The sequence below is a fragment of the Brenneria roseae subsp. roseae genome (assembly GCF_003115845.1).
In the GTDB taxonomy this organism is placed as follows: Bacteria; Pseudomonadota; Gammaproteobacteria; order Enterobacterales; family Enterobacteriaceae; genus Brenneria; species Brenneria roseae.
In genome coordinates, this window is the sequence record NZ_KZ819029.1 from 74,824 (window position 1) to 99,035 (window position 24,212).

Annotated in this window: 26 protein-coding genes and 1 riboswitch; of the genes, 3 read left to right on the plus strand and 23 right to left on the minus strand. The window is 54.5% G+C overall.

All coding sequences use genetic code 11. The features are described from left to right. Positions 1-5: 5 nt before the first annotated feature. The 22 genes from DDT52_RS12235 to DDT52_RS12340 all read right to left on the minus strand — a co-directional run bounded on the left by DDT52_RS12235 (position 6) and on the right by DDT52_RS12340 (position 20,161). Entirely contained in the window at positions 6-785 is a 780-nt protein-coding gene (locus DDT52_RS12235) for an ABC transporter permease (RefSeq protein WP_136156608.1), read from the minus strand. Continuing rightward, complete coding sequence (locus DDT52_RS12240) at positions 782-1,630, minus strand: ABC transporter permease (protein ID WP_136156609.1); 849 nt, start codon at positions 1,628-1,630, stop codon at positions 782-784. The genes DDT52_RS12235 and DDT52_RS12240 overlap by 4 nt, the downstream gene beginning before the upstream one ends. After that, entirely contained in the window at positions 1,630-2,742 is a 1,113-nt protein-coding gene (locus DDT52_RS12245) for an ABC transporter ATP-binding protein (protein ID WP_136156610.1), read from the minus strand. Before DDT52_RS12245 ends, DDT52_RS12240 begins: the two co-directional genes overlap by 1 nt. Continuing rightward, positions 2,742-3,875 carry an ABC transporter substrate-binding protein gene (locus DDT52_RS12250; RefSeq protein WP_136156611.1) on the minus strand — a complete coding sequence of 378 codons (1,134 nt, stop codon included), beginning with the start codon at positions 3,873-3,875 and terminating at the stop codon, positions 2,742-2,744. The genes DDT52_RS12245 and DDT52_RS12250 overlap by 1 nt, the downstream gene beginning before the upstream one ends. Before the next feature lie 67 nt (positions 3,876-3,942). After that, positions 3,943-4,851: a MurR/RpiR family transcriptional regulator gene (locus tag DDT52_RS12255; protein WP_136156612.1), complete on the minus strand. Its 909-nt coding sequence runs from the start codon at positions 4,849-4,851 to the stop codon at positions 3,943-3,945. 361 nt (positions 4,852-5,212) lie between these two features. Further along, the gene (gene cobT, locus DDT52_RS12260; protein ID WP_136156613.1) at positions 5,213-6,277 is read right to left on the minus strand and encodes a nicotinate-nucleotide--dimethylbenzimidazole phosphoribosyltransferase; all 1,065 of its coding nucleotides are present in this window, start codon (positions 6,275-6,277) and stop codon (positions 5,213-5,215) included. Between the two features lie 5 nt (positions 6,278-6,282). Continuing rightward, positions 6,283-6,900: an adenosylcobalamin/alpha-ribazole phosphatase gene (locus tag DDT52_RS12265; RefSeq protein ID WP_136156614.1), complete on the minus strand. Its 618-nt coding sequence runs from the start codon at positions 6,898-6,900 to the stop codon at positions 6,283-6,285. A 33-nt stretch (positions 6,901-6,933) separates the two neighbouring features. Further along, on the minus strand, positions 6,934-7,680 hold the full coding sequence (gene cobS / locus DDT52_RS12270; protein WP_136156615.1) for an adenosylcobinamide-GDP ribazoletransferase: 747 nt from the start codon (positions 7,678-7,680) through the stop codon (positions 6,934-6,936). Next, positions 7,677-8,222: a bifunctional adenosylcobinamide kinase/adenosylcobinamide-phosphate guanylyltransferase gene (gene cobU / locus DDT52_RS12275; protein ID WP_136156616.1), complete on the minus strand. Its 546-nt coding sequence runs from the start codon at positions 8,220-8,222 to the stop codon at positions 7,677-7,679. Before cobU ends, cobS begins: the two co-directional genes overlap by 4 nt. A gap of 98 nt (positions 8,223-8,320) precedes the next feature. Further along, positions 8,321-9,844, minus strand: a complete 1,524-nt coding sequence (locus DDT52_RS12280; RefSeq protein WP_136156617.1) for a cobyric acid synthase — start codon at positions 9,842-9,844, stop codon at positions 8,321-8,323. Beyond that, the gene (locus DDT52_RS12285) at positions 9,841-10,560 is read right to left on the minus strand and encodes a cobalt-factor II C(20)-methyltransferase (RefSeq protein ID WP_136156618.1); all 720 of its coding nucleotides are present in this window, start codon (positions 10,558-10,560) and stop codon (positions 9,841-9,843) included. The genes DDT52_RS12280 and DDT52_RS12285 overlap by 4 nt, the downstream gene beginning before the upstream one ends. Next, positions 10,560-11,399 carry a sirohydrochlorin cobaltochelatase gene (cbiK, locus tag DDT52_RS12290; protein ID WP_136156619.1) on the minus strand — a complete coding sequence of 280 codons (840 nt, stop codon included), beginning with the start codon at positions 11,397-11,399 and terminating at the stop codon, positions 10,560-10,562. Before cbiK ends, DDT52_RS12285 begins: the two co-directional genes overlap by 1 nt. Positions 11,400-11,402: 3 nt before the next feature. Further along, a complete protein-coding gene (locus tag DDT52_RS12295; protein ID WP_136156620.1) occupies positions 11,403-12,197 on the minus strand; it encodes a cobalt-precorrin-6A reductase in 795 nt (264 codons plus the stop codon). Then, a complete protein-coding gene (locus DDT52_RS12300) occupies positions 12,194-12,919 on the minus strand; it encodes a precorrin-3B C(17)-methyltransferase (protein ID WP_136156621.1) in 726 nt (241 codons plus the stop codon). Before DDT52_RS12300 ends, DDT52_RS12295 begins: the two co-directional genes overlap by 4 nt. Next, positions 12,919-13,977 carry a cobalt-precorrin 5A hydrolase gene (gene cbiG, locus DDT52_RS12305; protein ID WP_136156622.1) on the minus strand — a complete coding sequence of 353 codons (1,059 nt, stop codon included), beginning with the start codon at positions 13,975-13,977 and terminating at the stop codon, positions 12,919-12,921. Before cbiG ends, DDT52_RS12300 begins: the two co-directional genes overlap by 1 nt. Further along, positions 13,958-14,767 carry a cobalt-precorrin-4 methyltransferase gene (locus DDT52_RS12310; RefSeq protein WP_136156623.1) on the minus strand — a complete coding sequence of 270 codons (810 nt, stop codon included), beginning with the start codon at positions 14,765-14,767 and terminating at the stop codon, positions 13,958-13,960. Before DDT52_RS12310 ends, cbiG begins: the two co-directional genes overlap by 20 nt. After that, positions 14,760-15,329: a decarboxylating cobalt-precorrin-6B (C(15))-methyltransferase gene (locus tag DDT52_RS12315; RefSeq protein ID WP_136156624.1), complete on the minus strand. Its 570-nt coding sequence runs from the start codon at positions 15,327-15,329 to the stop codon at positions 14,760-14,762. Before DDT52_RS12315 ends, DDT52_RS12310 begins: the two co-directional genes overlap by 8 nt. After that, complete coding sequence (locus DDT52_RS12320) at positions 15,319-15,921, minus strand: cobalt-precorrin-7 (C(5))-methyltransferase (protein ID WP_136156625.1); 603 nt, start codon at positions 15,919-15,921, stop codon at positions 15,319-15,321. The genes DDT52_RS12315 and DDT52_RS12320 overlap by 11 nt, the downstream gene beginning before the upstream one ends. Continuing rightward, complete coding sequence (gene cbiD, locus DDT52_RS12325) at positions 15,918-17,036, minus strand: cobalt-precorrin-5B (C(1))-methyltransferase CbiD (protein ID WP_136156736.1); 1,119 nt, start codon at positions 17,034-17,036, stop codon at positions 15,918-15,920. Before cbiD ends, DDT52_RS12320 begins: the two co-directional genes overlap by 4 nt. A gap of 14 nt (positions 17,037-17,050) precedes the next feature. Then, the gene (locus DDT52_RS12330; protein WP_136156626.1) at positions 17,051-17,695 is read right to left on the minus strand and encodes a cobalt-precorrin-8 methylmutase; all 645 of its coding nucleotides are present in this window, start codon (positions 17,693-17,695) and stop codon (positions 17,051-17,053) included. A gap of 34 nt (positions 17,696-17,729) precedes the next feature. Then, the gene (gene cbiB / locus DDT52_RS12335; RefSeq protein ID WP_136156627.1) at positions 17,730-18,695 is read right to left on the minus strand and encodes an adenosylcobinamide-phosphate synthase CbiB; all 966 of its coding nucleotides are present in this window, start codon (positions 18,693-18,695) and stop codon (positions 17,730-17,732) included. Then, entirely contained in the window at positions 18,692-20,161 is a 1,470-nt protein-coding gene (locus tag DDT52_RS12340) for a cobyrinic acid a,c-diamide synthase CobB (protein ID WP_136156628.1), read from the minus strand. Before DDT52_RS12340 ends, cbiB begins: the two co-directional genes overlap by 4 nt. A 106-nt stretch (positions 20,162-20,267) precedes the next feature. After that, positions 20,268-20,457: riboswitch (cobalamin riboswitch) on the minus strand. A 288-nt stretch (positions 20,458-20,745) separates the two neighbouring features. On the opposite strand from DDT52_RS12340, the gene DDT52_RS12345 reads away from it, so the two are divergent. From DDT52_RS12345 to DDT52_RS12355, 3 genes are all read left to right on the plus strand, one after another. Beyond that, positions 20,746-21,810 (plus strand): NAD(P)-dependent alcohol dehydrogenase, encoded by a 1,065-nt coding sequence (locus DDT52_RS12345; protein ID WP_136156629.1) that lies wholly within the window; start codon positions 20,746-20,748, stop codon positions 21,808-21,810. A gap of 91 nt (positions 21,811-21,901) precedes the next feature. Next, positions 21,902-22,975 (plus strand): threonine-phosphate decarboxylase CobD, encoded by a 1,074-nt coding sequence (gene cobD, locus DDT52_RS12350; protein ID WP_136156630.1) that lies wholly within the window; start codon positions 21,902-21,904, stop codon positions 22,973-22,975. Beyond that, entirely contained in the window at positions 22,968-23,828 is an 861-nt protein-coding gene (locus DDT52_RS12355; protein WP_136156631.1) for a GHMP family kinase ATP-binding protein, read from the plus strand. Before cobD ends, DDT52_RS12355 begins: the two co-directional genes overlap by 8 nt. A gap of 100 nt (positions 23,829-23,928) precedes the next feature. Here the strand turns inward: DDT52_RS12355 and DDT52_RS20950 are convergent, their stop codons facing one another. Then, positions 23,929-24,069: a hypothetical protein gene (locus tag DDT52_RS20950; protein ID WP_168709772.1), complete on the minus strand. Its 141-nt coding sequence runs from the start codon at positions 24,067-24,069 to the stop codon at positions 23,929-23,931. Between the last annotated feature and the right edge of the window lie 143 nt (positions 24,070-24,212).

Genomic DNA, 24,212 nt, shown 5'->3' on the forward strand with positions numbered 1-24,212 from the left:
TATTATCATAATGGTTTTGTCATAAAATTGGCTGTCAGCAGCATGACAACCGTAATCAGTATCAACAATACGCTCACCGCGGCTATCGTCGGCTCCAGCTCAAACTGAATGTTATTCCATATTCGAACCGACAGGGTTTGTACATCATTACCCGCCATAAACATGGAAATCAGCAACTCGTCGAAGGAGCTGAGAAAAGAGAATATCGCCGCAGATATCATTCCTGGCGCAGCAAGCGGAAACGTTATGCGTCTCAATACCGTAAAACCGCTGGCGCCCAGGCTCATAGCGGCATATTCAAGTTGACTGTCTATTCCCTGCAACGAGGAAGAGATAATAATTGTGGCAATAGGGAATGAAATCACCGCATGCCCAATAATAATCGCACTGACGCTGTCTGCAATTTCTACAGCGGAAAAGAAAAAGAACAGCGAGAGCGCGGAGATAATATTGGGAACAATCATGGGAAGTAATATCAACGCATAGATAATTGTCTTTCCCCTGAAGCGAAAGCGAACTAATGCCATTGCCATCAGTATGCTTAAAATCATTGCCAAAATGGTTGATATCGTCGCGATACGAAAACTCAGCCATAGGGAGCTTAGCCAATCAGCGCTGCTCAACACTTTTTCCATCCAGCGCAGAGAAAAACCCTGAGGAGGGAAAGCCAGGTAGTTCGCATCGTTAAACGCCAGCGGGAAGATGATGATGATCGGCAAAGCCAGGAACAAGAGTACCAGCGTTGATAGCGCCAACGAAATAAATCCAGGTTTATTCCGGTTCATCGTTTTGCCTCAAACAACCGCTCTAATCCAACAACCCGCTGATATAGCCAGAATAATAGCAGCGTACAGACTAACAATAACGCTGACAGCGCAGAACCGAATCCCCAGTCAAAATAGGTTTCAATCTGGCTTTCAATCACCATAGAAATCATGGTCTGCTGTGGTCCGCCCATCAAGGCTGGCGTAATGAAAAAGCCAAGCGACATGATAAAGACCAATAGCCCCCCCGCAGCGGCCCCCGGCAACGAAAGCGGAACAATCACCCGCCAAAAAGCCTTAAGACGCGAAGCGCCGAGACTTTCAGCCACACTGAGCAAGGTCAGATCAATACCGCGCATCACGCTATACAACGCCAACACCATATAAGGCAGCAAAATATACGTCATACCAATCAACACGCCGGTTGAGGTATACATCAGCTTTAATGGTTCGCTCACTAAACCTAGCGCGATCAACCCCTGGTTTACGATGCCTTGCGTTCCCAGCAGCACCATCCACGCATAGGTCCGCACCAACACGCTGGTAAAATAAGGAATAATGACAATAATCAAAAAGATATTAGCCGTCCGCGGTTTTAACCTTGCCAAAAACCAGGCGAGCGGATACCCCAAAAGCAGTGTGCTTAGCGTCACCCACAAAGAAATACGCAGGGTAATCCACAATACGTTTATCCAGACAGGCTCATCAATAATCCGCAGATAATGCTGCCAGGTAAACTCCGGACTATAGAGACTAAAACTCAGCATTTTTATCAATGGATAGATAAAGAACACGGACAACGCCAGGAGTGACGGCGCCAGTAACAGCCAGAGTTTCCAGTTTCTACGGGACAGCGATACCTTCACTACGTCTGTTCTCCGGCAACAAACCATAAATCCTCCGGCTGCCAGCCAAGAGAAACATCCATACCCGGTATCAACGCTGTTTCAAGATGTATATTCTGCGCCTGAACCAGCAACTCGGTTCCATCATTGAGCCGTAGCGTCACTTTTACCGTATGGCCCAGATAAAGCACATCGGTGACAACGGCCTTTACCGGCAGTGTGCCTGAGGCCGCCAAGCGAATTTTCTCTGGTCGTAACACGGCTAGAACCCGCTGCCCGCAGGCCAGATCCCTTACCCCTCTGCCGCTTATCGAGTCGCCGTTATCCAGCGTGACATCGTATCTGTTTGCCTGAACGGCATGAATGCGACCAGAAATGAAATTGGACTGTCCGATAAACTCGGCAACCCAGCGGTTAGCCGGTTGTTCATACAGAAATCGGGGAGAATCAATCTGCGCGATTCGCCCGTCCTGCATCACGGCGACGCGATCGGAAAGCGTAAGCGCTTCTTCCTGATCGTGGGTGACAAATAAAACGGTAGAGCCTGATGAGGTATGCAGCCGCTTAATTTCCAGCTGCATATGCTCACGCAGTTTTTTATCCAGCGCCCCCAGCGGTTCATCCATCAATAAGGCCTGGGGTTCAAAAATTAACGCTCGCGCCAGCGCAATCCGCTGCTGTTGACCACCGGACAGTTCACGCGGCAACCGATGACCTTTATCGGCCAGCTGCACCATATCTAATGCATCTGCGACTTTCTTTGCGATCGCGTGCCGCGATTCTCGGCGCATCTCCAAGGGGAATGCGAGGTTACGCGCAACAGAGAGATGAGGAAATAGAGAATAGTTCTGAAATACGACGCCCAGATTCCGTTCTGCCGGCGGCATCTCGGTCACATCTTTTCCGCCTAACAGAATCCGTCCCGAGGAAGGATCGGTAAAACCGCCGACCATCATTAACGTCGTGGTTTTGCCTGATCCGCTGGCTCCCAGTAATGTAACAAACTCACCCGGATCGATAGTTAAATTCACGTCATCTACGGCAATGGTTTGCCCAAAACGTCGGGTAATACCTTGTAAACAAATTTCCGTTCCCACTTTCCGGGAACGGAATGACAGATGGCCTACACTCATTAAGCCTGACCCAGAATCCACGGTTGCCAGATTTTACCCACTTGATCGATATTATCCGACCACCACTGAGCATCCTGAACAAACGTATCAGGGAAATAGGCCGGATTAGACGGTAATTTCACCAAATCCTCAGGACGGACAAAGTCGAATGCTTTTTTATTGGTTGGACCATAAGCGATGAATTGGGTTAGTTTCGCCTGTATTTCTGGTTGTAGTGCGAAATCAATCAGGAGTTGTGCATTTTCAGGATTCGGTGCGCCTTTCACCACACTCCAGTATTGCACTTGCTGTTTTGCCTGATTCCACTCAATCGCCAGCGGTGCCCCCTGATCGATTAACGCTTGCGCTCTACCATTCCAGATAGCGCCCAGAACAGCATCTTTACGTTCTAATAATTGAGCAGAGACAGCACCAGTATCCCACCACTTTGATACATAAGGCTTGATTTTACCCAAAGAGGCCAAAGCACGCTCAATATCAATTGGATAAATATTCGCTTTTTCTACATTATCAGCCAGCAAGGCAAACTCGAGTTCGACAGAACCTGAGCGCATATCCGATAATGTTCGAGAACCGGGAAAACGTTGAATATCCCAAAACTCTTTCCATGTTTTAGGATGCGAATCGGCTCCAAACACGTCAGTGTTATAGACCATAACGGTAGCAAATAAAAGATTGCCAATCATATTTGGATGGCGCAACTCCGGTAAAATATCATCCGGGTTACTGAACTTCATTCCCGAATAGTTAATCGGCGCCAATGCCCCGGCTTTATCCAAATTGATTTGTATGATATCGCCCAGATCAAGAACATCAATACTCACTTGCCCGGATCTTACCATCGCCAATATTTGTGCCGCTGTCGAGGGCTGGATTTTTACATTAATACCTGTTGCTGCCGTAAAAGGCTTATATACCGCACTCTCCATGGCTTCCTGATAGGCACCACCAAGACCTCGGACGATAACCTCCGGATTACTTTTAGCAAATACAGCAGGAACAGAAAAAGTATTAAGCGCCATACCCGCACTAATAATCGAGCCTTGCTTGATTAACCGACGACGGGAGACGTTTATACCTCCATTTTCTTCCTCATGACAGGTAGAAAGCAGGATTTTCTTTTTATTACTCATACTCATTATCCTTTGGTATATAGATAAAAAAATCCTCTCTGGTATCAAAAAACTCAAAAAATAATTTTTATTTAACTTTCTTTATTGATTTTTCGTTTAACTTTTTATTTATAAAAAATTCCCTGGTGTTGTCATTTTTCCAATGACCTAGCAATTCCCATACATTATCTGATTGTCTTAGTTTTTCTTTTATATTCTCCCCATCCAAAATAACCATTTGTGACATTAACCAATCGGCCATGATTAATGTTCCAGCTTGTGACCACCATGCAACAGAAGATGTACTCCTTGCGATATAAAGTGCCTCATCCGCTTCTTGTACCAGGGGTGACGTCTGTCTATCCGTAAATGCAACGACATAGGCACCCTGCATACGAGCAATGTGCATCAATTCAATAGTATAAGGTATATAACGCTCATAACCGATGCCGATGAAAACATCGCCTTCACTAACATGCCTTATACGATCGGCAATATCACCATGCCCAATATCAAGAACATCCGCACTTTTCAGTACATTAAGTTGCATCGCCAGATAAGAAGCCATGGCATACGTTGTACCATGGGCGCTAACCCATATACGTCTTGCCGAAATCAGTTTTTCCGCAATACGAGAAACGACTTCGGCACTATTCAATTCCCCAGTCTGATTTATTAACAGACTGCCATTTTCAAAAACGAGAGCTTTTAGCTCTATATCATTAGAGGGCATCTCAGCCCACTGGAATGTGCCACTTAACCCTGTCTTTTCAATCAGCGCCTCGCCCAAATCTTCACGCAAATGAGCATAACCGCGATAACCTAAAGCTCGAGAGAATCGGACCACCGCCGCATCACTGATACTTATGGCATCCGCCAACTGCCTGGCGGTCATAAACGCGACACGTTCTTTATTACGTTCAATGTAACGCGCAATAATCTTTTGTGATGGCGTCAAACCTGAAAAGCGTTCACCAACCAGCTTTGAGAAATCCATACAGACCTCATATGACTCAATTACTACAGTAAATTACAAACATGTTGTGTTTGCAACAATAAATTTTTATATTTTTTATAAAATAAATGGCAAATCACAAAAATGCCCCAACGAAAGTGGTAGGAAATCCATATATCATTGAAAAAAAACACAAACAAAAAAAATTAGCAAGCTAATTACCCACCATATATAAAAATACATTTCACCATATCAGTTTAAATAAAATAGATTAGGAAACTACTTATTAAAAAATGAATAAATGAAATCATGCGGTTATTTTTCACATATAACTCTAGTATACCGGGAAGAAAATACAGGCGAAAAAGCATGTTTTTTTCGCCACTGAAGGAAACCAGGCCGACTATGCCGGCAACACGATATCGCTATCCGCCAATGCTCCCATATTGTTGTACATCGCACACGCCGCATCAATCAAATGCATGGCGATTGCTGCGCCGCTGCCTTCTCCGAGCCGCATTTCCAGTTGCAGGTAGGGTTCAAGTTGTAAATGGCGCAAGGCAATAGCGGCGCCTTTTTCCGCAGAGAGGTGCGAAGGGATCAAATAATCGCGTACCGTCGGTGCAATCAGGCAGGCGGCCAATGCGGACGCATAGGAAAGAAATCCATCCAGCACAACCGGGCGGCCAACCGCGGCCGCGCCCAGCATAACGCCGGCCATACCGACCAGATCGAAGCCCCCTACCCTGGCCAGTACCTCAATACCATCCCGCGCGTCGGGTTGATTAAAGGCAATGGCGTCACGGACAACGGCGGCTTTATGATGCAGGCGATCGCTGGGGAAATTAGCCCCGATGCCGACCACCTGATGCGGATCGCGATCGGTGATCACGCTGATTATTGCTGCGGCAGGCGTGGTATTTGCCATGCCCAGTTCCCCCACGCCAAACACGCCGACGCCACCGGCGGCCTGTTCTATGGTCAACTGCGCGCTGGCGTACAGTAAATCCTCCGCTTGTTGACGAGTCATCGCGGCCTCACGGGCAATATTGCCGCTCCCGCGCTGTACTTTCATATTCAACACGCCCGGCAGTGGTTCGCTGTCGATCCCCACGTCCACGACGTTAACCTCCGTGTTTGCATTGGCCGCCAGCACACAGACACCGGTGATGCCTTTGACCATATTGGCGGCCTGAATGGCCGTCACCGCCCGCGGTGAAATCGCCACGCCTTCGTCATACACGCCGTGGTCGGCGGCCATCACGATAATCTGTTTACGTTTGATCCGATGACCGGACAAACCGCGCATTCCCGCTAATTGAATCGCCAGCGTTTCCAGACGCCCCAGGCTGCCCGTCGGTTTCAGCAAACCGTCGATTCGGGCCGAGGCCCGTTGCATCGCTTCATTATCCAGCGGAATAATGGACTCAACCAGTTGTGAAAGCGTCAGTTCTGAATGTAGGTGCATAGACTTTATTCTCGTGATTCCAATTGCCAATATGTCCGCTGATTAAAGGCGCGCAGCGTGACAAATCCGTCCTGAATATCCAGCACGCTGTATGTGCCCTGTTCAAAATGAAAATGCCACATGGCGGCGGCCGGCATGGCTAACAGCCTTGCCAGCAACAAACTCAGTGCGCCCTGATGCGCCACCCACAGATGATTTCCCTGAACGTTCTGCGTCAGCAATGCCTGGACGGCACGCTCGATACGCATTGAAAACTCAGGAAACGATTCTCCCGCCGTCGGGCGGGCATTCTGCCAGTCAGCAACCCAGGCCGCCCAGTTCTCCGCATCTTCCTGTTGTAAATCGCGGTGATGACGCATTTCCCAGTCGCCAAAGTGCATCTCGTTTAGCGTCGTATCCGGAACGGCGGTAAGCGCATGCGATTGGAGTACCATTTCCGCGGTCTGCTTCGCCCGCGCCAACCCGCTACAGGCCGCAGAGGTAAAATCGATATCCTTCAACCAGTCGGCAACCTGTCGGGCCTGCGCTACGCCGATTTCCGTCAGGCGGACATCCGTTGTACCGCAAAAAACGCCGCTGAGATTGGCCTCGGTCTGACCATGTCTGACAAGAAACAACCGCATGCTTTTCCTCAAAATTTACTTTGATGTCGTTCATCACAACAGCGCCAGCAAGAACACCAGCTCACCAACCTCTACCGCCGCCCCCAGCGTATCGCCGGTTTGCCCGCCCAATCGGCGTCGCAGATACGTTCCCATCAGCCAGATGACCACCAGCGTTATCCCCAAAGCCAGTAATGCACGCGCATGGCCTGACAATCCGGTCAGTAGCGCCCCGATCAGCAGGGTAGTCAGCGTTGCCCTCATACTCACCTGACCGATATACCAATTCCCCAGCCCCTGACCTTCGCGGGCATAGCGCTGCCGATACATCAGCAGCACAATCGTCGTGCGTCCAACCACCGACGCCGCCGTCAGTATCGCCAACATGGGCGTACCGCGCAGCGCCAGTTCGCTGACGACCAACACTTTGGCTACCACGATAAAAATCAACGCCAGTCCGCCGTTAGTGCCGAGTCGGCTATCCCGCATAATTTCCAGCATTCGCTCACGTTTGCGGGCGGAAAAAACGCCGTCACAGGTATCGGCTAATCCATCCAGATGAAATGCACCGGTGATCAACGCCAACGCCAGAACATAGGCCAAAGCTGCCAACGGTAGCCCGCTCCACGGAGCAAGCAGCGTAAACACGCCCCCGGCAATCGCCCCGACGATCAGCCCGATAAGCGGAAAACAGACGATACCATGCACGTACTGCTGCATCGCCACCCCTTGCGTCCAGCGTTCAGGCACCGGGATACGCGTCATGAATTGCAAGGTGGCAAAAAACAATCGCAGGCTCATTTGATTTTTACCTCAATCCCTGAGACCACCAGATAGACAGACTCTGCCGCCGCCGCCAAACGCTGATTGACGCGTCCGGCAATATCGCGAAAATGCCGGGCCAGCCGATTTTCCGGCACAATGCCCATACCCAACTCATTCGTCACCAGATAGATCGGCGACGGGCTTTGTGCGCAGGCGGCGATCAATTCATCGATCTGCCGTTGGATCACCGCCTCGATGGTCGGAAAATCCATCTGTTCGGGCGGTGTATCGCCGGCCTGATCAAATAACAGATTGGCGATCAGGGTGGTGATGCATTCCAGAATAACGGCTTCATCCGCCGCAGCCTGCTCCACGATCGCCTTGCCTAAATCACGGTAACCTTCCCATGTCCGCCAGTGTGCCGGACGGGTTTCGCGATGGATGCGTACACGATTAGCCATTTCGTCATCAGTCACCACCGATGTGGCGATATACAACACCCGATCGCGGCACGCCGCCGCCAGCTTTTCCGCCAACGCACTCTTACCGCTCCGGGCCCCGCCGGTAATTAAAATCAAATGAGACTCCTGTTCAGGAAATACGATTTTTATCCTCTACGTTCAGGATAAATCGAATACATTTCATCGCGTAGATACCGTGATTTATCGCCGGGTTATTACGGTTGCTTCCCCATAAACCGGTATACCGCCCCGATATCAATATGCTCCCGCATGGCAGCGGCCAAAATATCAAACTGTTGCTGCTTGTGGCGGGCGTAATCAAACGCGTCGCCAGCGAACGCCGCCAGACCTTTACGCTGGCGCAGCGTATTCAGTAGTGCGCGGGTAAACGCATCGTTATCAAACAGGCCGTGAAGATAGCTGCCCATTACGCTGCCGTCGGCGTTGACCGCTCCGTCAAAGCGCGCCGTCGCCTGCCCATGACGCTGAGTCAGGCAAACAAAAGGTTCGGCCTGCCGACCAAGGCGCGATTCCCCCATATGGATTTCATAACCGGCAACCGGCAGACCGGTGCAGCCTGTCAGCAAGCCAGGCAATTGCGGACAACAGCTTCCCGTCACGCGGGTGGTCACTTTCTGTTCCGCAAACACGGTGTCCACATCCAGCAGCCCCAGTCCGTCCATCCGGGCGACACCTGATTCCATGCCATCAATAATATGTTTCCCCAGCATCTGGTAACCGCCGCAAATACCGATGACAGAGACCCCCGACTGATGCTGTGCCTGTAGCGCATGAGCCAAACCGCTTTGTTGCAGCCACTGCAAATCACCCAGCGTATTTTTACTGCCGGGTAAAACGACCAAATCCGCGCCCGCCAGCGCCGACGCCGTGGCGACATAGCGTAAACGCACGTCTGGCTGAGCCGCCAGTGCATTAAAATCGGTAAAGTTGGCAATATGCGGCAGCCGAACGACGGCAATATCCAGCGCGTTTTGCGGCGCCCCCGCGTATTTCCCGGTTTGCAGCGCAACGCCGTCTTCGTCTTCCAACTCGATATTCAGCCACGGCATGACGCCAATCACCGGGACGCCGGTCAGCGCTTCGATCTGTACCAAACCCGGCTTTAGCAACGCCACGTCGCCGCGGAATTTATTGATGATCACCCCCTTCACCCGCGCCTTTTCTTCCGGCGGCAAGAGAGCCAGCGTGCCATAAATCGCCGCAAACACCCCGCCGCGATCGATATCCGCCACCAGCAACACCGGCGCATCGGCCATAGCCGCCATCCCCATATTGACGATATCCCGATCGCGCAGATTGATTTCCGCCGGGCTGCCCGCTCCTTCCAGCACCATCACCTCATATTCGCTGGCAAGGCTGTGGTAGACCTCATTGATTTGCTGCTGTAACTGCGGTTTATACTGGTGATACGTCATCGCATCCATATTGCAGGCGACCTTGCCCATCAGCACCACCTGAGATTTGCGATCGCTGGTTGGCTTGAGCAACACCGGATTCATACGCACGTCCGGCGCAATACCCGCCGCCTCGGCCTGAAAAATCTGTGCCCGGCCCATTTCTTCGCCATTCGGCGTAATACCGGAATTCAAGGCCATGTTCTGCGATTTAAACGGCGCACAGCGGTAACCATCTTGTGCAAAGATACGGCATAGTCCGGCGACCAGGATGCTTTTACCGACATCCGATGCCGTCCCCTGAATCATGATGCAGCGACTCATGGCGCCACCCCGGCGCCCCATTGCCGGTTCACCAAAATGGTGGAGAAATACGGTAGCGTCTGATCGTCGCCGATCTGATCCAGACGCCGCCAGCACTGCTCGCCCGGTAAAGAGGCATCAGCCATCAGCAGCGCGTGCTCAAACAAATTGAGCCGCGCCAGCAGCGCACGCACGGTGGCAAAACGGCCGTAAACCTTCATCAGCACCACACAGTCATGAGTAAGCAATGCGTGTTCCAATGCGGCTTCCGGCGCGGTGCAGGGCATGATCGCCAGCGATTGCTGTTCCATCGCCAGCGGAAACGCGGCTCTGGAAGCTATTGCGGCAAAGGAAGTCACCCCCGGCACAATTTCCAGCCACGGCTGTGGTCCAATCCGGGCCAGCAGGAACACCCAGGTACTGAACAACATTGAATCCCCCAGCGTGATAAAACCGACCTGCTTGCCGTTGGTCACGTCATCCGTCAACTGCCGGGCCATCTCATCCCAGACCGCTTCTTTTTCGTCGTTTTCAGCACGCATGGGAAAATGACGGGTGCGAATCTCCGTTGAGGGCGACAGATACTCGCGCACAATGGATAACGCCAGACTATCCCCGCCTTTACGCCCTGCCGGGGCATACAGAATATCGAGCGTACCGATCAGACGGGCGGCACGTACGGTAATCAAATCGCTGGCGCCGGGGCCGACGCCTAATGCATACAGCCTGCCGGTCATTACACGACCTCCTGTTTTTCAGAACACAATGGCTCAGAACACAATGGCTCAGGACATGATGGTTCAGGACATAGCGCCGCGTCCAGATGCCGGGAAAACATATCGCGGATCAGCGGATTTTCACCCAGCCCCTGCAACCAGCTTTGCGTGGCAATGCCCGCAGCTTCGAGTTGGGATTTCCAGGAGTCCGCGTCATCCGATGCCATATCGTTGATGGCATGATCGCCCGCGACCAGCATCAGCGGCATCAGATGGACTTTACGTATCCCCTGCTGCTGCAATCGTCCGATGATGTGATCAATTTCAGGGTAACTTTCAACAGCCCCCACCAGCGCCGGGAAATTCCGGGCGGTCATCAGATGATCGAGACAGGCATAGGCCGAAAAAGCGTGATGACTGGCGCCGTGTCCCATAAAAACCACCCGCTCATCAGCATTCAACGGCGGCATCTGTGCTTCAAGCGCCGTCATCAGTTGCTGATAGTCAGCAAAACGGCTCAGCAATGGCACACCCAGAACCAGACGCTGGAACCGTCCGCTGAATGCCCGTGCCTCACTGACCACTTTTTCGTACTCATCGCCGTTAATGACATGCAGAGACTGGACCGCCACATCCTGATAGCCCTCATCCGCCAGCCGCTGAAGCGCCTGACGAGGATTATCAATCAGCAAACCGTCGCGGTTGCGCAGCTTGCGAATAATCATTTCGGAGGTAAATGCCCGAAACAGATCGCGATCGCGGCAATGCGCGGCCAGATGCTGCTCACAGGCATCAATATTTTTTTGTCGGGTATGCTGATAACTGGTGCCAAAACTGATAATCAACAGTGCTTTTTTCATTTTTTATCCTTGTTGCGCCCGCCAGCGGGACAGACGGTGAGCAAACTCCGCCGCGGAAACGACCCTATCCCGTCCGTCGTTCTCATCCAACACCGCAGGGCGGCGAACCACAATGCAGGGGATACTCAGCGCCAGACAGGGGGCAACCTTTTGCAGATAGCCGCCCTCGGCGCCCGACTCTTTGGTTATCACCACATCGGGCTGGCAGAGTTCGTACAGCGCACGATTAAATCCGGCGCTGTACGGCCCGCACTGGGCAATGATCTGTTCAACCCCCAGTCCCAGCGCTTCGCACTGCGCCAGCACCGCAGCCGTTGGCAATACGCGCACCAGCAAATGCTTACCCGGCAGTTTTTGCCGGTATTCCGCCAGATCTTTACTGCCCGTGGTCAGCAATACCCGGGGGCCAAGCGTCCCGGCCACCGCACATGCCGCATCCAGATTCGATACCTTGTGCAGCAACGGATGTTCGATAGCCTCAATGTCACTCGGTCGCTGATAGCGGGTGAGCGGTAAATGCAAACGATGGCAGGCGGTAGCCACATTACGGTGCAGCGCCTCGGCATACGGATGGGAGGCATCAATCACCCAACGCACTTGCCGGACCGACAGGTAATCCGTCATTTCCTGCGCATTCATGCGGCCCACCACCACCTCACCGGCAATATTTCCCGCCAGCTGCCGGCCCGTTTCCGTCGCCACCGACAGCCGATAGCGCTCTCCCGATGCGTCCAGCACCTGACAAATCTGCCGGGCGTCGCTGGTGCCGCCAAAGACATGAATGACCGGACGGTTCAAAGTTCATAACCCCGCGGCGTGATCATCAAACCCTCCCGGCAATAGGTGGTTTTGTTCCCCACAATCACCAGACTGGTCATATCTACCGGGGAGAAATCCATGGCGCCAAAAGTGGTGATCCACTTCTCCTCTTTCTTGCGTCCCGCCGCTTTTACCACCCCCACCGGGGTATCGGGTGACGTCCACGGTGTCATCAGTTCAAACGCGCGGGCCAAATGGCCTTCCCGGCCCCGACTGCGCGGATTATAAAAGCACACCACGAAATCAGCCTGGGCAGCGGCAATAATGCGTTTTTCGATCGCCGGCCACGGCGTCAGTAAATCACTCAGACTGATATGGCAAAAATCATGCATCAGCGGCGCGCCCAGCAGCGATGCGGCGGCAATACTGGCCGTAATCCCCGCCACCAGACGGACCTCCAGCTCCAACTGCTGCTGACTGACCAGTTCCAGCACCAGCCCGGCCATACCATAAATTCCAGCGTCCCCGCTGCTGATCAGCGCCACATTGCGGCCTGCCATCGCCAGATCAATGGCTGTCTGACAGCGTTCGATCTCTTTGCACATCCCGGTTTTGATGACCTGTTTGTCTCCGGTCAACGACTTCACCAGATGGGTATACGTTTTGTAGCCCACCACGATTTCCGCTTCACGAATGGCGGAGATCGCCTCCTGCGTCATCATGGCTTCACTTCCCGGCCCAATGCCGATCACGGTTAACATTAATGCGATACTCCCAGGGTAATAGTGACCCCCTGCTGACGCAGGGTATTGCCAACCAGTTGGCCTGCACTCATCAGCCAGGCGACGGGTTGCGATACGCTGCCAACGCCAATGGTTTGACGGACAAACTCAGAAGAGGGAAAACGCGCTTCATGGCGCCGAAGCGCCTCAACGCTGAACCATTCAACGGGGACCTGCCAGCGTTGCGCCAGTTGATGCAGCGCGGGTTCGTCTTTCTTGATCGTGACGCTGCCAATCGCCCGCAGCGACAGCGGATCGAAATGGTTTTCAGCCAGTTGCTGCGACAAGAGCGCAGCCAACGTTGGCAGCGACGTGGCCCGCCGACAGCCAATCCCGGCCACCACTCGCCGCGGCACCAGTTGGTACACCGGCAGCGGCAATTCAGGCAGGCTATCGCGCAGGCTGACACAAACCAGTGCATCCAACTCCGGCAGGGCCGCCAGATTCGCCACTGGAATGAAGCCACGCACATCGCAACGATCGCGTTCGTCATGTAGCGGCGCATCCCACCACAGACCGACTTTCTGCTCACTGACCAGCATCTGATTAACGATTTTTACCGCATGACGAAAATCCCGCATCCCGGCATCCAGCTGTGTCGCCAGCCTATCCAGCGCCGTCATCTGGTTAACATCCGTGGCGGTGGTAATCACCGGATCGGCGCCCAGCAGCCCCGCCAGATGACATGTCAATGCATTGGCTCCGCCAACGTGCCCGGACAGCAGGCTGATAACGTGTTGCCCCCGTTCATCAATCACCACCACGGCCGGATCGGTCAGTTTGTCATTCAATAACGGCGCGATCGTCCGTACCGCGATGCCTGCCGCCCCGATCACCACCAGCGCGGCGTAATGTTTAAACGCGTCGCGCAGGGTATCGCCGAAACTGTCATTGAACGCAATAAATCCCGGCTCCCGCAGTTTTTCACTGGTAAAGCAGGTCAGCGGCGATAAATGCGCCCGTAAACGTTGGGCCAGACGAACGCCGCCGGGCGTCAGACAAAACACCGCTATCGATTCAGGCTTGACGATATTCATGACTAAACCCTGCATCATAAAGTCGGGAATAGTGGTATTCCTCTCCCAGAAAAGCGCCGACCAGAATCAGCGCGGTCTTGCGAATGGCCGCCGCCTTTACCTGTTCGGCAATATCGGCCAGCGTGCCGCGTACCGTTCGGGTTTCCGGCCAGGTCGCCTTGTATACCACCGCAACAGGTGTCGTTAGCGGATAGCCCCCCGCGACCAGCCGCGCGACCACGCCGTGAATGTCCTGTACCGACAGGAAGATCGCCATGGAAGTCTGATGGGCGGCCAAGGCTTCCAGCCGCTCCAGCGGCGGCATCGGCGTGCGGCCTTCAATGCGGGTAATAATCAGACTCTGCGCCACTTCCGGGACGGTATATTCCACCCCAAGCTGGGCCGCCGCCCCCAAAAACGCACTGACGCCCGGCACGGACACAAAACCGATCCCGTGTTCCGTCAACGCCTCGCCCTGCTCCCGGATGGAGCCATATAGCGAGAGATCGCCGGTTTGTAATCGGACCACCAGTTTGCCGTCCCGGACGCCGGTTACCATCAGCGCAATGATTTGCTCCAGCGTCATACCGGCACTGTCATGGCAGGCCGCGCCCGGCCGGCAATCGTCGAGCAATTCGGTATTGATCAGCGAGCCGGCGTAAATCACCACATCAGCCTGTTGCAGCAGGCGGTAGCCTTTCAGCGTAATCAGCTCGCGGTCTCCCGGCCCGGCCCCGACAAACCAGACTTTTTGCGTATCAAACGCTTTCCGGGTCGTACTCTTATGTCGTGTCTCTTCCGGTTCAGACATGGTTTTGCTCCTTGCAGCAGGAAATAAGATAGGTGGGATTGCCGGGTTTAAAATAATGACCGCGACCAAGCGGCGTCAGCGTGGCAACCTGTAATTGCGTACATTCCAGTGAGGTCACGTTCAGCGACTGCAAATGCGCCAGCGCCGTATGCAGGTTATCCAGCAAAATAAACGTCAGTACCAGGCGGCCACCGGGAGACAGATGGTCCAGCGCCCAGTCGATCAGCGCCGCCAGTTGCCCGCCGCTCCCGCCGATAAAGACGGCATCTGCGATCTCCGTCAGCGGAAATGGCGCTTCCCCTGCGATAATGTCCACATTCCGGCACCCCAAACGCCGACAATTTTCCGCAATCAGCGCCAGCGCGGCCGGATTGCGCTCAATGGCCGTCACCTGTAGTTGCGAAAACCGCAACGCGGCTTCCAGCGCGACGCTTCCCGTCCCCGCGCCGACATCAATCAGGCGCCGCGCGCCGGTCAGTTCCAGCCGTTCCAACACCAGCAGGCGAACCGGCTCTTTGGTCATCGGTACCCGTTGACCACGTAAAAACTCGTCATCTCTCATTGAGGATCACCACCACATTCATGTCATAGTGTTGCGCCACGTTATCCGGTTGCAGGCGATGAATACGCTCATCCGGCAGGGAAAGGTTTTCACCAATAATCAGCGTGCGGCTGAGCCGGCGTTGCAGAATGGCATTCGCAATCACCCGGGGACCGATTCTCTCGTCCGTCACCATCGCCACTTTGTCATGTTGCAGGATCCAGTCGAAATCCGGCTCCCGCCCATGGCTGCTGGTGAGATAGATATCGTTCATATCCAGCGCGATGCGGGCGCACAAATACTGTATGGCGCTGATGCCGGGAATAATTCGCAGCGACTGCGCGCCGAAATGGGATGAAAGCCGCTTGCCGATGCCATATAGCAGCGGATCGCCCGAAGCCAGCACCACGATATCCCGCTGCCGCTGCCCGGCGAGCCACGCCACCAGCGCGGGGAGATCGGCATCCAGCCGCCGGGTTTGTCCGCGGAAATCGGGAAATATCGCCAGATGCCGCACGCCGCCGACCAGAACGTCGGCAGCGGCAATCGCAAGCCGCGCTTCCGGCGTCAGGTGCGCAAGCGATCCGGGTCCAATACCTACCACGGTAATCATCGTAGCGCCTCCACAATATCCCTAAGCGCCCGGCTGCTTCCCAGCACCTGATTGTCAAACGAAAACAAAATGGCATCGATAGCCGGCGGCTCGACGGAGAAGCGCAGCATGTCGTTTATCCGCTCACAAATACGCCGCGCAATACGTTCATACACCGACTGGAAACCATGCTCCGCAATCAGTTCCATCGCGGCTTCCGTGGTATCGCACTGATTGACCGCCAGCAGTAAATCATGCGGGGCGCCGAGCAAGGCCAGATGGGCAATCAGGGTTTCCATACGGCCATCAGCAATATGGCTGTGGGTATGAAAGATCCCGGCGGCGACCTTGACCAGCTTGCCGGGGTGGCCAATCAGCACCACATGGCGAAATTTTAGCCGTACCGTCTCCTGCAACATGTAGCCCACAAAGTTGCTCATGGTGACTACCCGTTGACTATCCAGCCCGAGCTGTTCGCGGACAAAGCGCTCGCCGTGGTTGCCGGGCACCAGAATCACCTTGTCCAGCCCTGCGGCGCGCTTCATTTCCAGCTCCAGCGCCAGCGAGCGTTTCCAGCTCTCTTCCGACATCGGGGTCACAATACCGGTGGTGCCAATGATGGAAATCCCACCGAGGATACCCAATCGTCCGTTGTAGGTTTTTTGGGCCCGCGCCTCGCCCTCCGGGGCAAAAATCGTGATTTCCGCCCCGCGCGATGGACCAATCACATCACGTACCGCCGCTTCAATGGTTTGCAACGGCGTGCGGTTAATCGCCGGACTGCCGACAGGCAACCCGATGCCTTTACGCGTGACCGTACCGACGCCTTCACCACCGGTAATATGGATGTCGCCACGATCGCACAAGATGACGCGGGCAAAAATCAGCATGCCGTGCGTCGCATCGACATCGTCTCCGCCGTCCTTACGAATGGCCGCCGTCGCCTGCTGTCCTTCAATCAGCGGCTGCTCCACGTTGAGATACAGCGTGACGCCTGACGGGGTGACAATCGAAACCTGATCGATGACCTGCTGACGCAGTATCATCAGCGCCGCCACTTTAGCCGCCGCGGTCGCGCACGAGCCGGTGGTATAGCCCGTCCGGTATTGCTTGCCGTTATGCCAGACGGTATCCATCTGCGTATCGAAGCTCACCGTTCCTCCCGTATCCGATACAGAATGGCGTTCACAATGGCGGCGGCGACATTACTGCCGCCTTTGCGGCCCGCCGCCGCAATACAGGGAATATCGCTGTGAATCAGCGCATCCTTTGATTCCGCCGCGCCGACAAACCCGACCGGAACGCCAATCACCGCCAGCGGCGTCGCCCGTTTTTCCGCTGAACGCTCCAATAGCCTGAATAGCGCCGTGGGGGCATTACCGAACACAAACAGCTTATCTCCGGCCTCTTCCAGCGCGATATCCACCGCGGCCATGGAACGCGTTATGTTTTCGGCGTTTGCCCGCGCCACCACGCGCGGATCGCTGATAAAACAGCGGCATTCGCATCCCAGTTGCGCCAGCAGCGTTTTATTTATTCCCGACAGCGCCATAGTGGTATCGGTATAGAGGAGACAACCGGCGCGCAGCCCCGCCGTAATCCGTTCCAGCACCGTCGGCGAAAACCACAACACGTCCAGCCAGTCAAAATCCGCCGTGGTGTGGATCACCCGCTTGACGATCGCCTCCTGCATCCGATCGACAAAGCGATAGCCGGGATACTCACGGGCGATGATATCGCCGATAATCTCAAAACTTTGCTGCTCAATTTGCCGGGGTTGCTGGAGATAATTCATCGAATTTCCCTATGTTATAAGGCGACTAAACGTTCTATATGACGAGAGCGGCTGACAGCAGCAGATACGCCAGAGCGAACAACAGCAGCGCCAGAAGCGAAGCCACTCTCATCAGATTGATGCTGCGGGGAATATCGCTCAGTGCGATTTCCCGGCTTTCATCACCGATCCACGGTTTCTCTACCCGCTCACCAAAATAATTATTCGGGCCACCGAGCCGCACGCCGAGCGCCCCGGCTACCGTGGCTTCCGACCAGGCGCAGTTGGGGCTGGAATGCTGATAACGATCGCGCCAGCCAATGCGCAGCGCCTGCCGATAGTCGGCTTTCAGCAGCCAGGCGGCGGCACTCAGCAACAGCCAGCTCAGCCGGGCGGGAATGAGGTTCGCCACATCGTCCATCCGGGCAGAAACACAGCCAATCGCCCGATATTTCGGATTCTTGTAGCCCACCATCGAATCCAGCGTATTAACAGCCTTGTAAGCCATCGCCAGCGGCGCACCGCCGAGCAGCAGGAAAAACAGGGGGGCAATCACGCCATCCACGCTGTTTTCCGCCACGGTTTCCACCACGGCGCGGGTTATCTGCGGTCTTTCCAGCTGTGAGGTGTCGCGTCCGACAATCCACGATAGCTGGCGGCGACTGTCTTCCAGCGAACCGTGTTGTAATGCCTGATGTACCGCCATCGCGGCATCGCTCAGGCTACGCCCCGCCAGCAGGGTGTAAATCATCCAGACTTCCGCCAGCCAGCCCAGCCACGGATGGATGATGTTCATCAGGACCAGCCATCCCCAGCTCAACAACCAGGTCAGTCCGACCACGATCAGCCACAGCACCGCCCCGCCCAGTCGGAGCGAACGCTCACTGTGACAACAGGCGCGGATGCGGATTTGCAGCCATGAAATCAGATTGCCAATCCAACGCACCGGATGCGGCCAATGCGGCGGATCGCCCAGCCAGTAGTCAAGCAGGAAGGCGGCAAACCAGGCGCTCAGCATCATCGCGTCTCCTTTACACAAGAACGCCTGGCACTGACGAACCAGCGGTCAAGCAGGCCCGGACGCTGAGCAAAATGAAGATGAAGATAGCTGGCACAGGTCTGTTGAAGCTGATATCCCCCCTGCCATCGTTTGATTACCGCGCCATCACGCAATTTTGCGCAGTTAAAACGGGGAGAGAGCGAGGTAGAAAAATCGGAATAATGAAATTCATGGCCGCGCAGTATATCGCCGCGCGCCGCCAACAACGTATCCGTCATGGCCTGAGCCTGACAGTAGCCAAAGCGGGTCAGCCGTTTTCCCATCCGGCTTTCACCAGGCAAAATACCGCTCATGCGATGACGTTGGCCGTCCGCATCCGTCAACCCGTCCCCCAGATACATCAACCCGCCACATTCGGCATAGATCGGAATATTACGCCGATGCGTATCCTGTAAGGTATCGCGCATCGCGGTATTGGCCGCGAGTCGGGCGGCATAAATCTCAGGATAACCGCCGCCGATATAAACCATCTGACAGTGGGGAAGCTGACGATCGTGGATCGGACTAAAGCGCCGGATACGCACGCCGGCCTGCTCCAGCAGGTCGAGATTATCCTGATAGTAGAAATTGAAGGCTTCATCATCCGCCAGCGCCAGCGTCAGCCCTTCAGCCAGTTCAGGGGCGGACAAGACGGGTAATTCGCCATCGGGTAACCGAACCTCGCGGCACAGGGTCAGCAGGCGATCCAGATCGATGGTTTCCTCAATTTGCTGCGCCAGTTTCCGCCAGCGGCGATCGTCACCCGCCGGTTGCTTTTGATAAGATTGTTTTTGATAAGATTGTTCCTGAGCGGGGATCAAACCAAGATGACGGGAAGGCAGCTCGATATCTGCCATAACGGGTAAACGCCCCAGAACCGGAATACCACAATAGTGCTCAATGGCATGACGCAGCAGTTCATAGTGTTCCGCTGAATTCACCCGATTCACAATCACACCGGCAATGGTCAAATCAGGGTCAAACTGACGAAATCCCATCACCGTCGCCGCCACTGACGTGGATACCGCCTTACCATCCACCAGCAAAACTACCGGACAGCCAAGCTGTTTAGCCATGGCCGCCGTACTGCAATAGTTCGGATCCGTGCCATAGCCATCAAACAGCCCCATCACACCTTCGATCACGGCGACATCGACATGACGCATACGCTGGTTATACAGGCCGTTGAGCGTCGCCGCAGGAAGCATAAACGCATCCAGATTGCGTGATGTAACGCCGCATACGGCGCTATGCCAACCGCTGTCCAGGTAGTCAGGCCCGACCTTGAAGGGTTGCACCGTCAACCCGCGTCGCATCAACGCCCGCAGGATCCCGAGCGTGACGGTCGTTTTGCCGCTGCCGCTGCCGGTACCCGCGATAACAAATGCGGTTTTATTTCGTCTCTGACTTACTGACGCGTTCTTAGGTTGTTCTTTTGCACCCGGCATAAAAAATCCCGACATCATCGGCCGGGAAAGGTTATGTCACAGTGTTCGCAAAAGCGGCGTTGCCGCTGTACGCACCGGACGATCACCCGCTTCCCACCGAAGGAGTTGAATCTGTCATCGTCAGGTCGGTCTTCTGGCTTAGCGTCATTCTTCCCCGTCCCTTCCCAATCACAGCGATCAGTGGGTTTTTACGGAGTCGTCGGCATCACAGCAGCGGGGGCTGCGGGGGATTCACACCCCCTTCCCAGTTGTCATGCATCATGACAACATGCAGAACCGGACATTCTTTTTCCATGCCCGCTTCTAACCTGACAACAATATCCCCGTCATACTTCGCGTTGGTTTTCCTGCAACCCGAATTATTCAGGGTATATATTGATTAATTTCTTACATGTTTTATCTCTCTATTTACAGATTTATCAGATACGCCCTGATACTGATGATAACAGCCTGTGCGCCACCATCACGACAAATCGGCCCAAAAGTTGGCCATAAATCGTTAAAGCAGAGTTGCTAATCTGAATCATACTGAATTCTGGTATTGATCTTTTGATGTCATGCATAAATTGAAGAGGAAAATCGCAATGCAAAATGTACGTGGCTTTGCTGCACTGGACTCAACCAGCCCATTGGTTCCACATCAGTTTGTCCGCCGGGACCCGCGAGAAAACGATGTGGTTATTGATATCGTCTACTGCGGCGTCTGTCATTCAGACATTCATATGGCTCGTAACGAGTGGAAAAACAGCCGGTATCCGATTGTGCCGGGACACGAAATCGTCGGGAAAGTCGTCAGCGTTGGTAAAGCGGTTGATCGCTTCAAAGCAGGCGACTGGGTCGGCGTAGGTTGTATGGTGGACTCCTGTCAACAGTGCGATGCCTGCGATGAAGGGCTGGAGCAATACTGCGAAGAGGGGCCTACGCTTACCTACGGCAGTTTCGATCGCCACGATAGTCTGCCAACCTTCGGCGGTTACTCTGAACGCATCGTCGTCTCCGACAAATTTGTGCTGAATATGCCGGAAGCATTGGACATGAAATCCGCCGCGCCGCTGCTGTGCGCCGGTATCACCACCTATTCTCCGCTAAAACATTGGAATGTCGGCCCTGGTGATAGCGTCGCCGTTGTGGGATTAGGTGGTCTGGGACACATGGGTCTGAAATTTGCCAAAGCGCTGGGCGCGAATGTCACGCTCTTCACCCGTTCTCCAGGCAAAGAGCAGGAGGCCCGCCGTCTGGGAGCCGATCGCGTGGTCATTTCTACCAATGCGGCACAAATGGACAGTGTTACCAGCCACTTTGACATTATTCTTGATACCGTACCGATGCAGCACGATCTCAATCCTTATCTGACCACGTTAAAGCGTGACGGCACGCTGATTCTGGTGGGATTGATCGAACCCATTGAACCCACCGTGCATAGCGCACCGCTGGTGATGGGGCGTAAGACTATCGCCGGCTCGCTGATTGGCGGCATTGAAGAAACGCAGGAAATGCTGGATTTCTGCGCCGAACATGGCATTAGCTGTGACGTTGAGATGATCGATATACAGAATATCAATACGGCATACGAGAGAATGTTAAAAAGTGACGTGCATTACCGATTTGTCATCGATATGGCGTCATTAACATCCAGTTTTGCCGGGTAAGCGCCACGCCGGTGGACGCAGGGCATTGACGGCCATTTCTTCGCTTATGTTATGCTGACCCCATCGCAATCAGGGATCTAACCAAAACATCATGAGTGAACATGGCGGTAATGTGCTGGAGATGGCGCTGAAAATCGGCGTGAATGCCGATGAAATTATCGACTTCAGCGCCAACATCAATCCATTGGGCATGCCGGCGTCGCTGAAAGCGGCGATCGCCAGCCAACTCGGCCGCGCCGAGCATTATCCTGACGTGGAATACCGCGATCTTCATGCCGCTCTCGCCCGCGCTCATGGCTGTTCACCTGAGCACATCATGGCCGGCAACGGGGCAACGGAACTGATCTATGCGGTCGTCCAGTATCTTCAGCCTCGTCGGGCGCTGCTGCTGACGCCAGGGTTCGCGGAATATCGCCGGGCCTTACAGCGCATGGGTTGCGCCATTGATGATTATGCCATGTCGGCAAAGGACGGCTTTCAGCCTGATGTCCGGCTGCTGGCCGCGCTGGATAAGACTCGCTATGACTGCCTGTTTATCGCCACCCCCAATAATCCCACGGGACTGATGCCTGATAGCGCGCTGTTGCAGGCGATTGTCGAACGCTGTCATCAGCGCAATACCGCGCTGATCGTTGATGAAGCGTTTATCGACTTTCTGCCCGATGTTCCGGGTCTGATCCCCCAGCTAACGACCTTTCCCCAGCTGTATATCCTGCGCTCCCTGACCAAATTTTTCGCGATCCCCGGTCTGCGGCTGGGTTATCTGGTCAGCGCCGATCGGCGTGCAATCCGGACCATGAAACAATCACGGGAACCGTGGACCATTAATGCCTTTGCCGCGCTGGCGGGGGAAACCATGCTGGACGATGCGCCTTATATCGCCGCGACCCATCGCTGGCTGGCAGAGGCGCAACAGTGGCTCTACCGGGAACTGAGCGCAATGCCCGAACTGCAAGTATGGCAGCCCGCCGCCAACTATATTTTCCTGCATTGCCTGCGCCCGGAAATTCCGCTTCAGCAGGCGCTGTTAGCGCACCGATTGCTGATCCGCGCCTGTGCCAACTATCCCGGTCTGACGGCCAATCATTATCGGGTTGCCATCAAAAGCGCGGCCGACAATCAGCGGCTGATCGCTGCGCTGCATCAGGTGTTCGGTCATGGCTGACGCACGTTGCCCCGCGTCCTGCGGTGAATTGATTCAGGGATGGATTCTCGGCGGTGAAAAACTGATCTCCTGCCCGGTGAATTGGTTCAGTCATGTCTCCGTCACGGACGGTCGGCCCGATGGCGCCGAGCGTCCGCGCATGCGGCAAATGCTAAATAGCGTTATTGCTCATCTTGGCCTGCCTGCGGATACCGGACGCGGATTACGCATTGAATTCACTTCCACGATCCCTGTCGCTAAAGGCATGGCCAGCAGTACTGCCGATATCGCCGCCACCGCACAGGCAACGGCCCGTCATCTCGGCACAACGCTGGATGAAGCAACGCTCGCCACACTGTGCGTTCAACTGGAACCCACCGACAGCACGCTGTTTCGTCAGTTGACGCTGTTCGATCATCAAACGGCTCATACACAAATTGCCTGCGACTGGCAGCCTTCGATGGATATTCTGCTACTGGAAAGCCCATACACGCTGGATACGGCGAACTATCATCGCCTCGATCGCCAGTCGTCGTTGCTGGACAATGCCGATGTGCTGGAAAAGGCCTGGCGTCTGTTTTGCGCGGCGGCGGATAAACAGGATAATGCCCGGCTCGGAGAAGCCTGCACGCTGAGCGCAATCGCCAGCCAGCAGATACTAACCAAACCCGCGTTCAGCGAGTTACTGGCCGTAGTTGAAGACGCCGGGATACATGGTTTGAACGTTGCTCACAGCGGCAGCGTAGTGGGGTTACTGCTCGACAGACGAATACACGATGTGGAAAGACTCACCTGGCAATTACAACAGCGTGGTATTACCCGGCATTATCTCAATCACTATCTGCTGCCGATGGTGGTTGGCGGCGTGCGATAACGCCTCCCGCCGTCACTCTGCGACTGCGCGAAGTGACGGCGGCGGTGATTAATTAATCACGCGTGATATTCGTGGGGGGATGGTGGCGTTGGGAAGAAAATCAACGCGGCGCCATATGACTACCGCCGCCACCGCCGTGACCGCCGCCGCCATGACCACCGCCACCGGGAGGTGGGAACAGGCAGCCGCTCAATGCAGTAATTAGCGTGATCACTCCGATTATTTTAACTATACGACTCATGCAGACCTCTGTGTAATAAGAACGATGTTGCAGGCGAATCATAAAGAGGCAGGCAGCAGCAAACAATGCAGAATAGTCTTGAAGAGAACGGTATAAACAATTGGTTACATTCACATACTCATTCCTGTCCCAACCCAAACGGC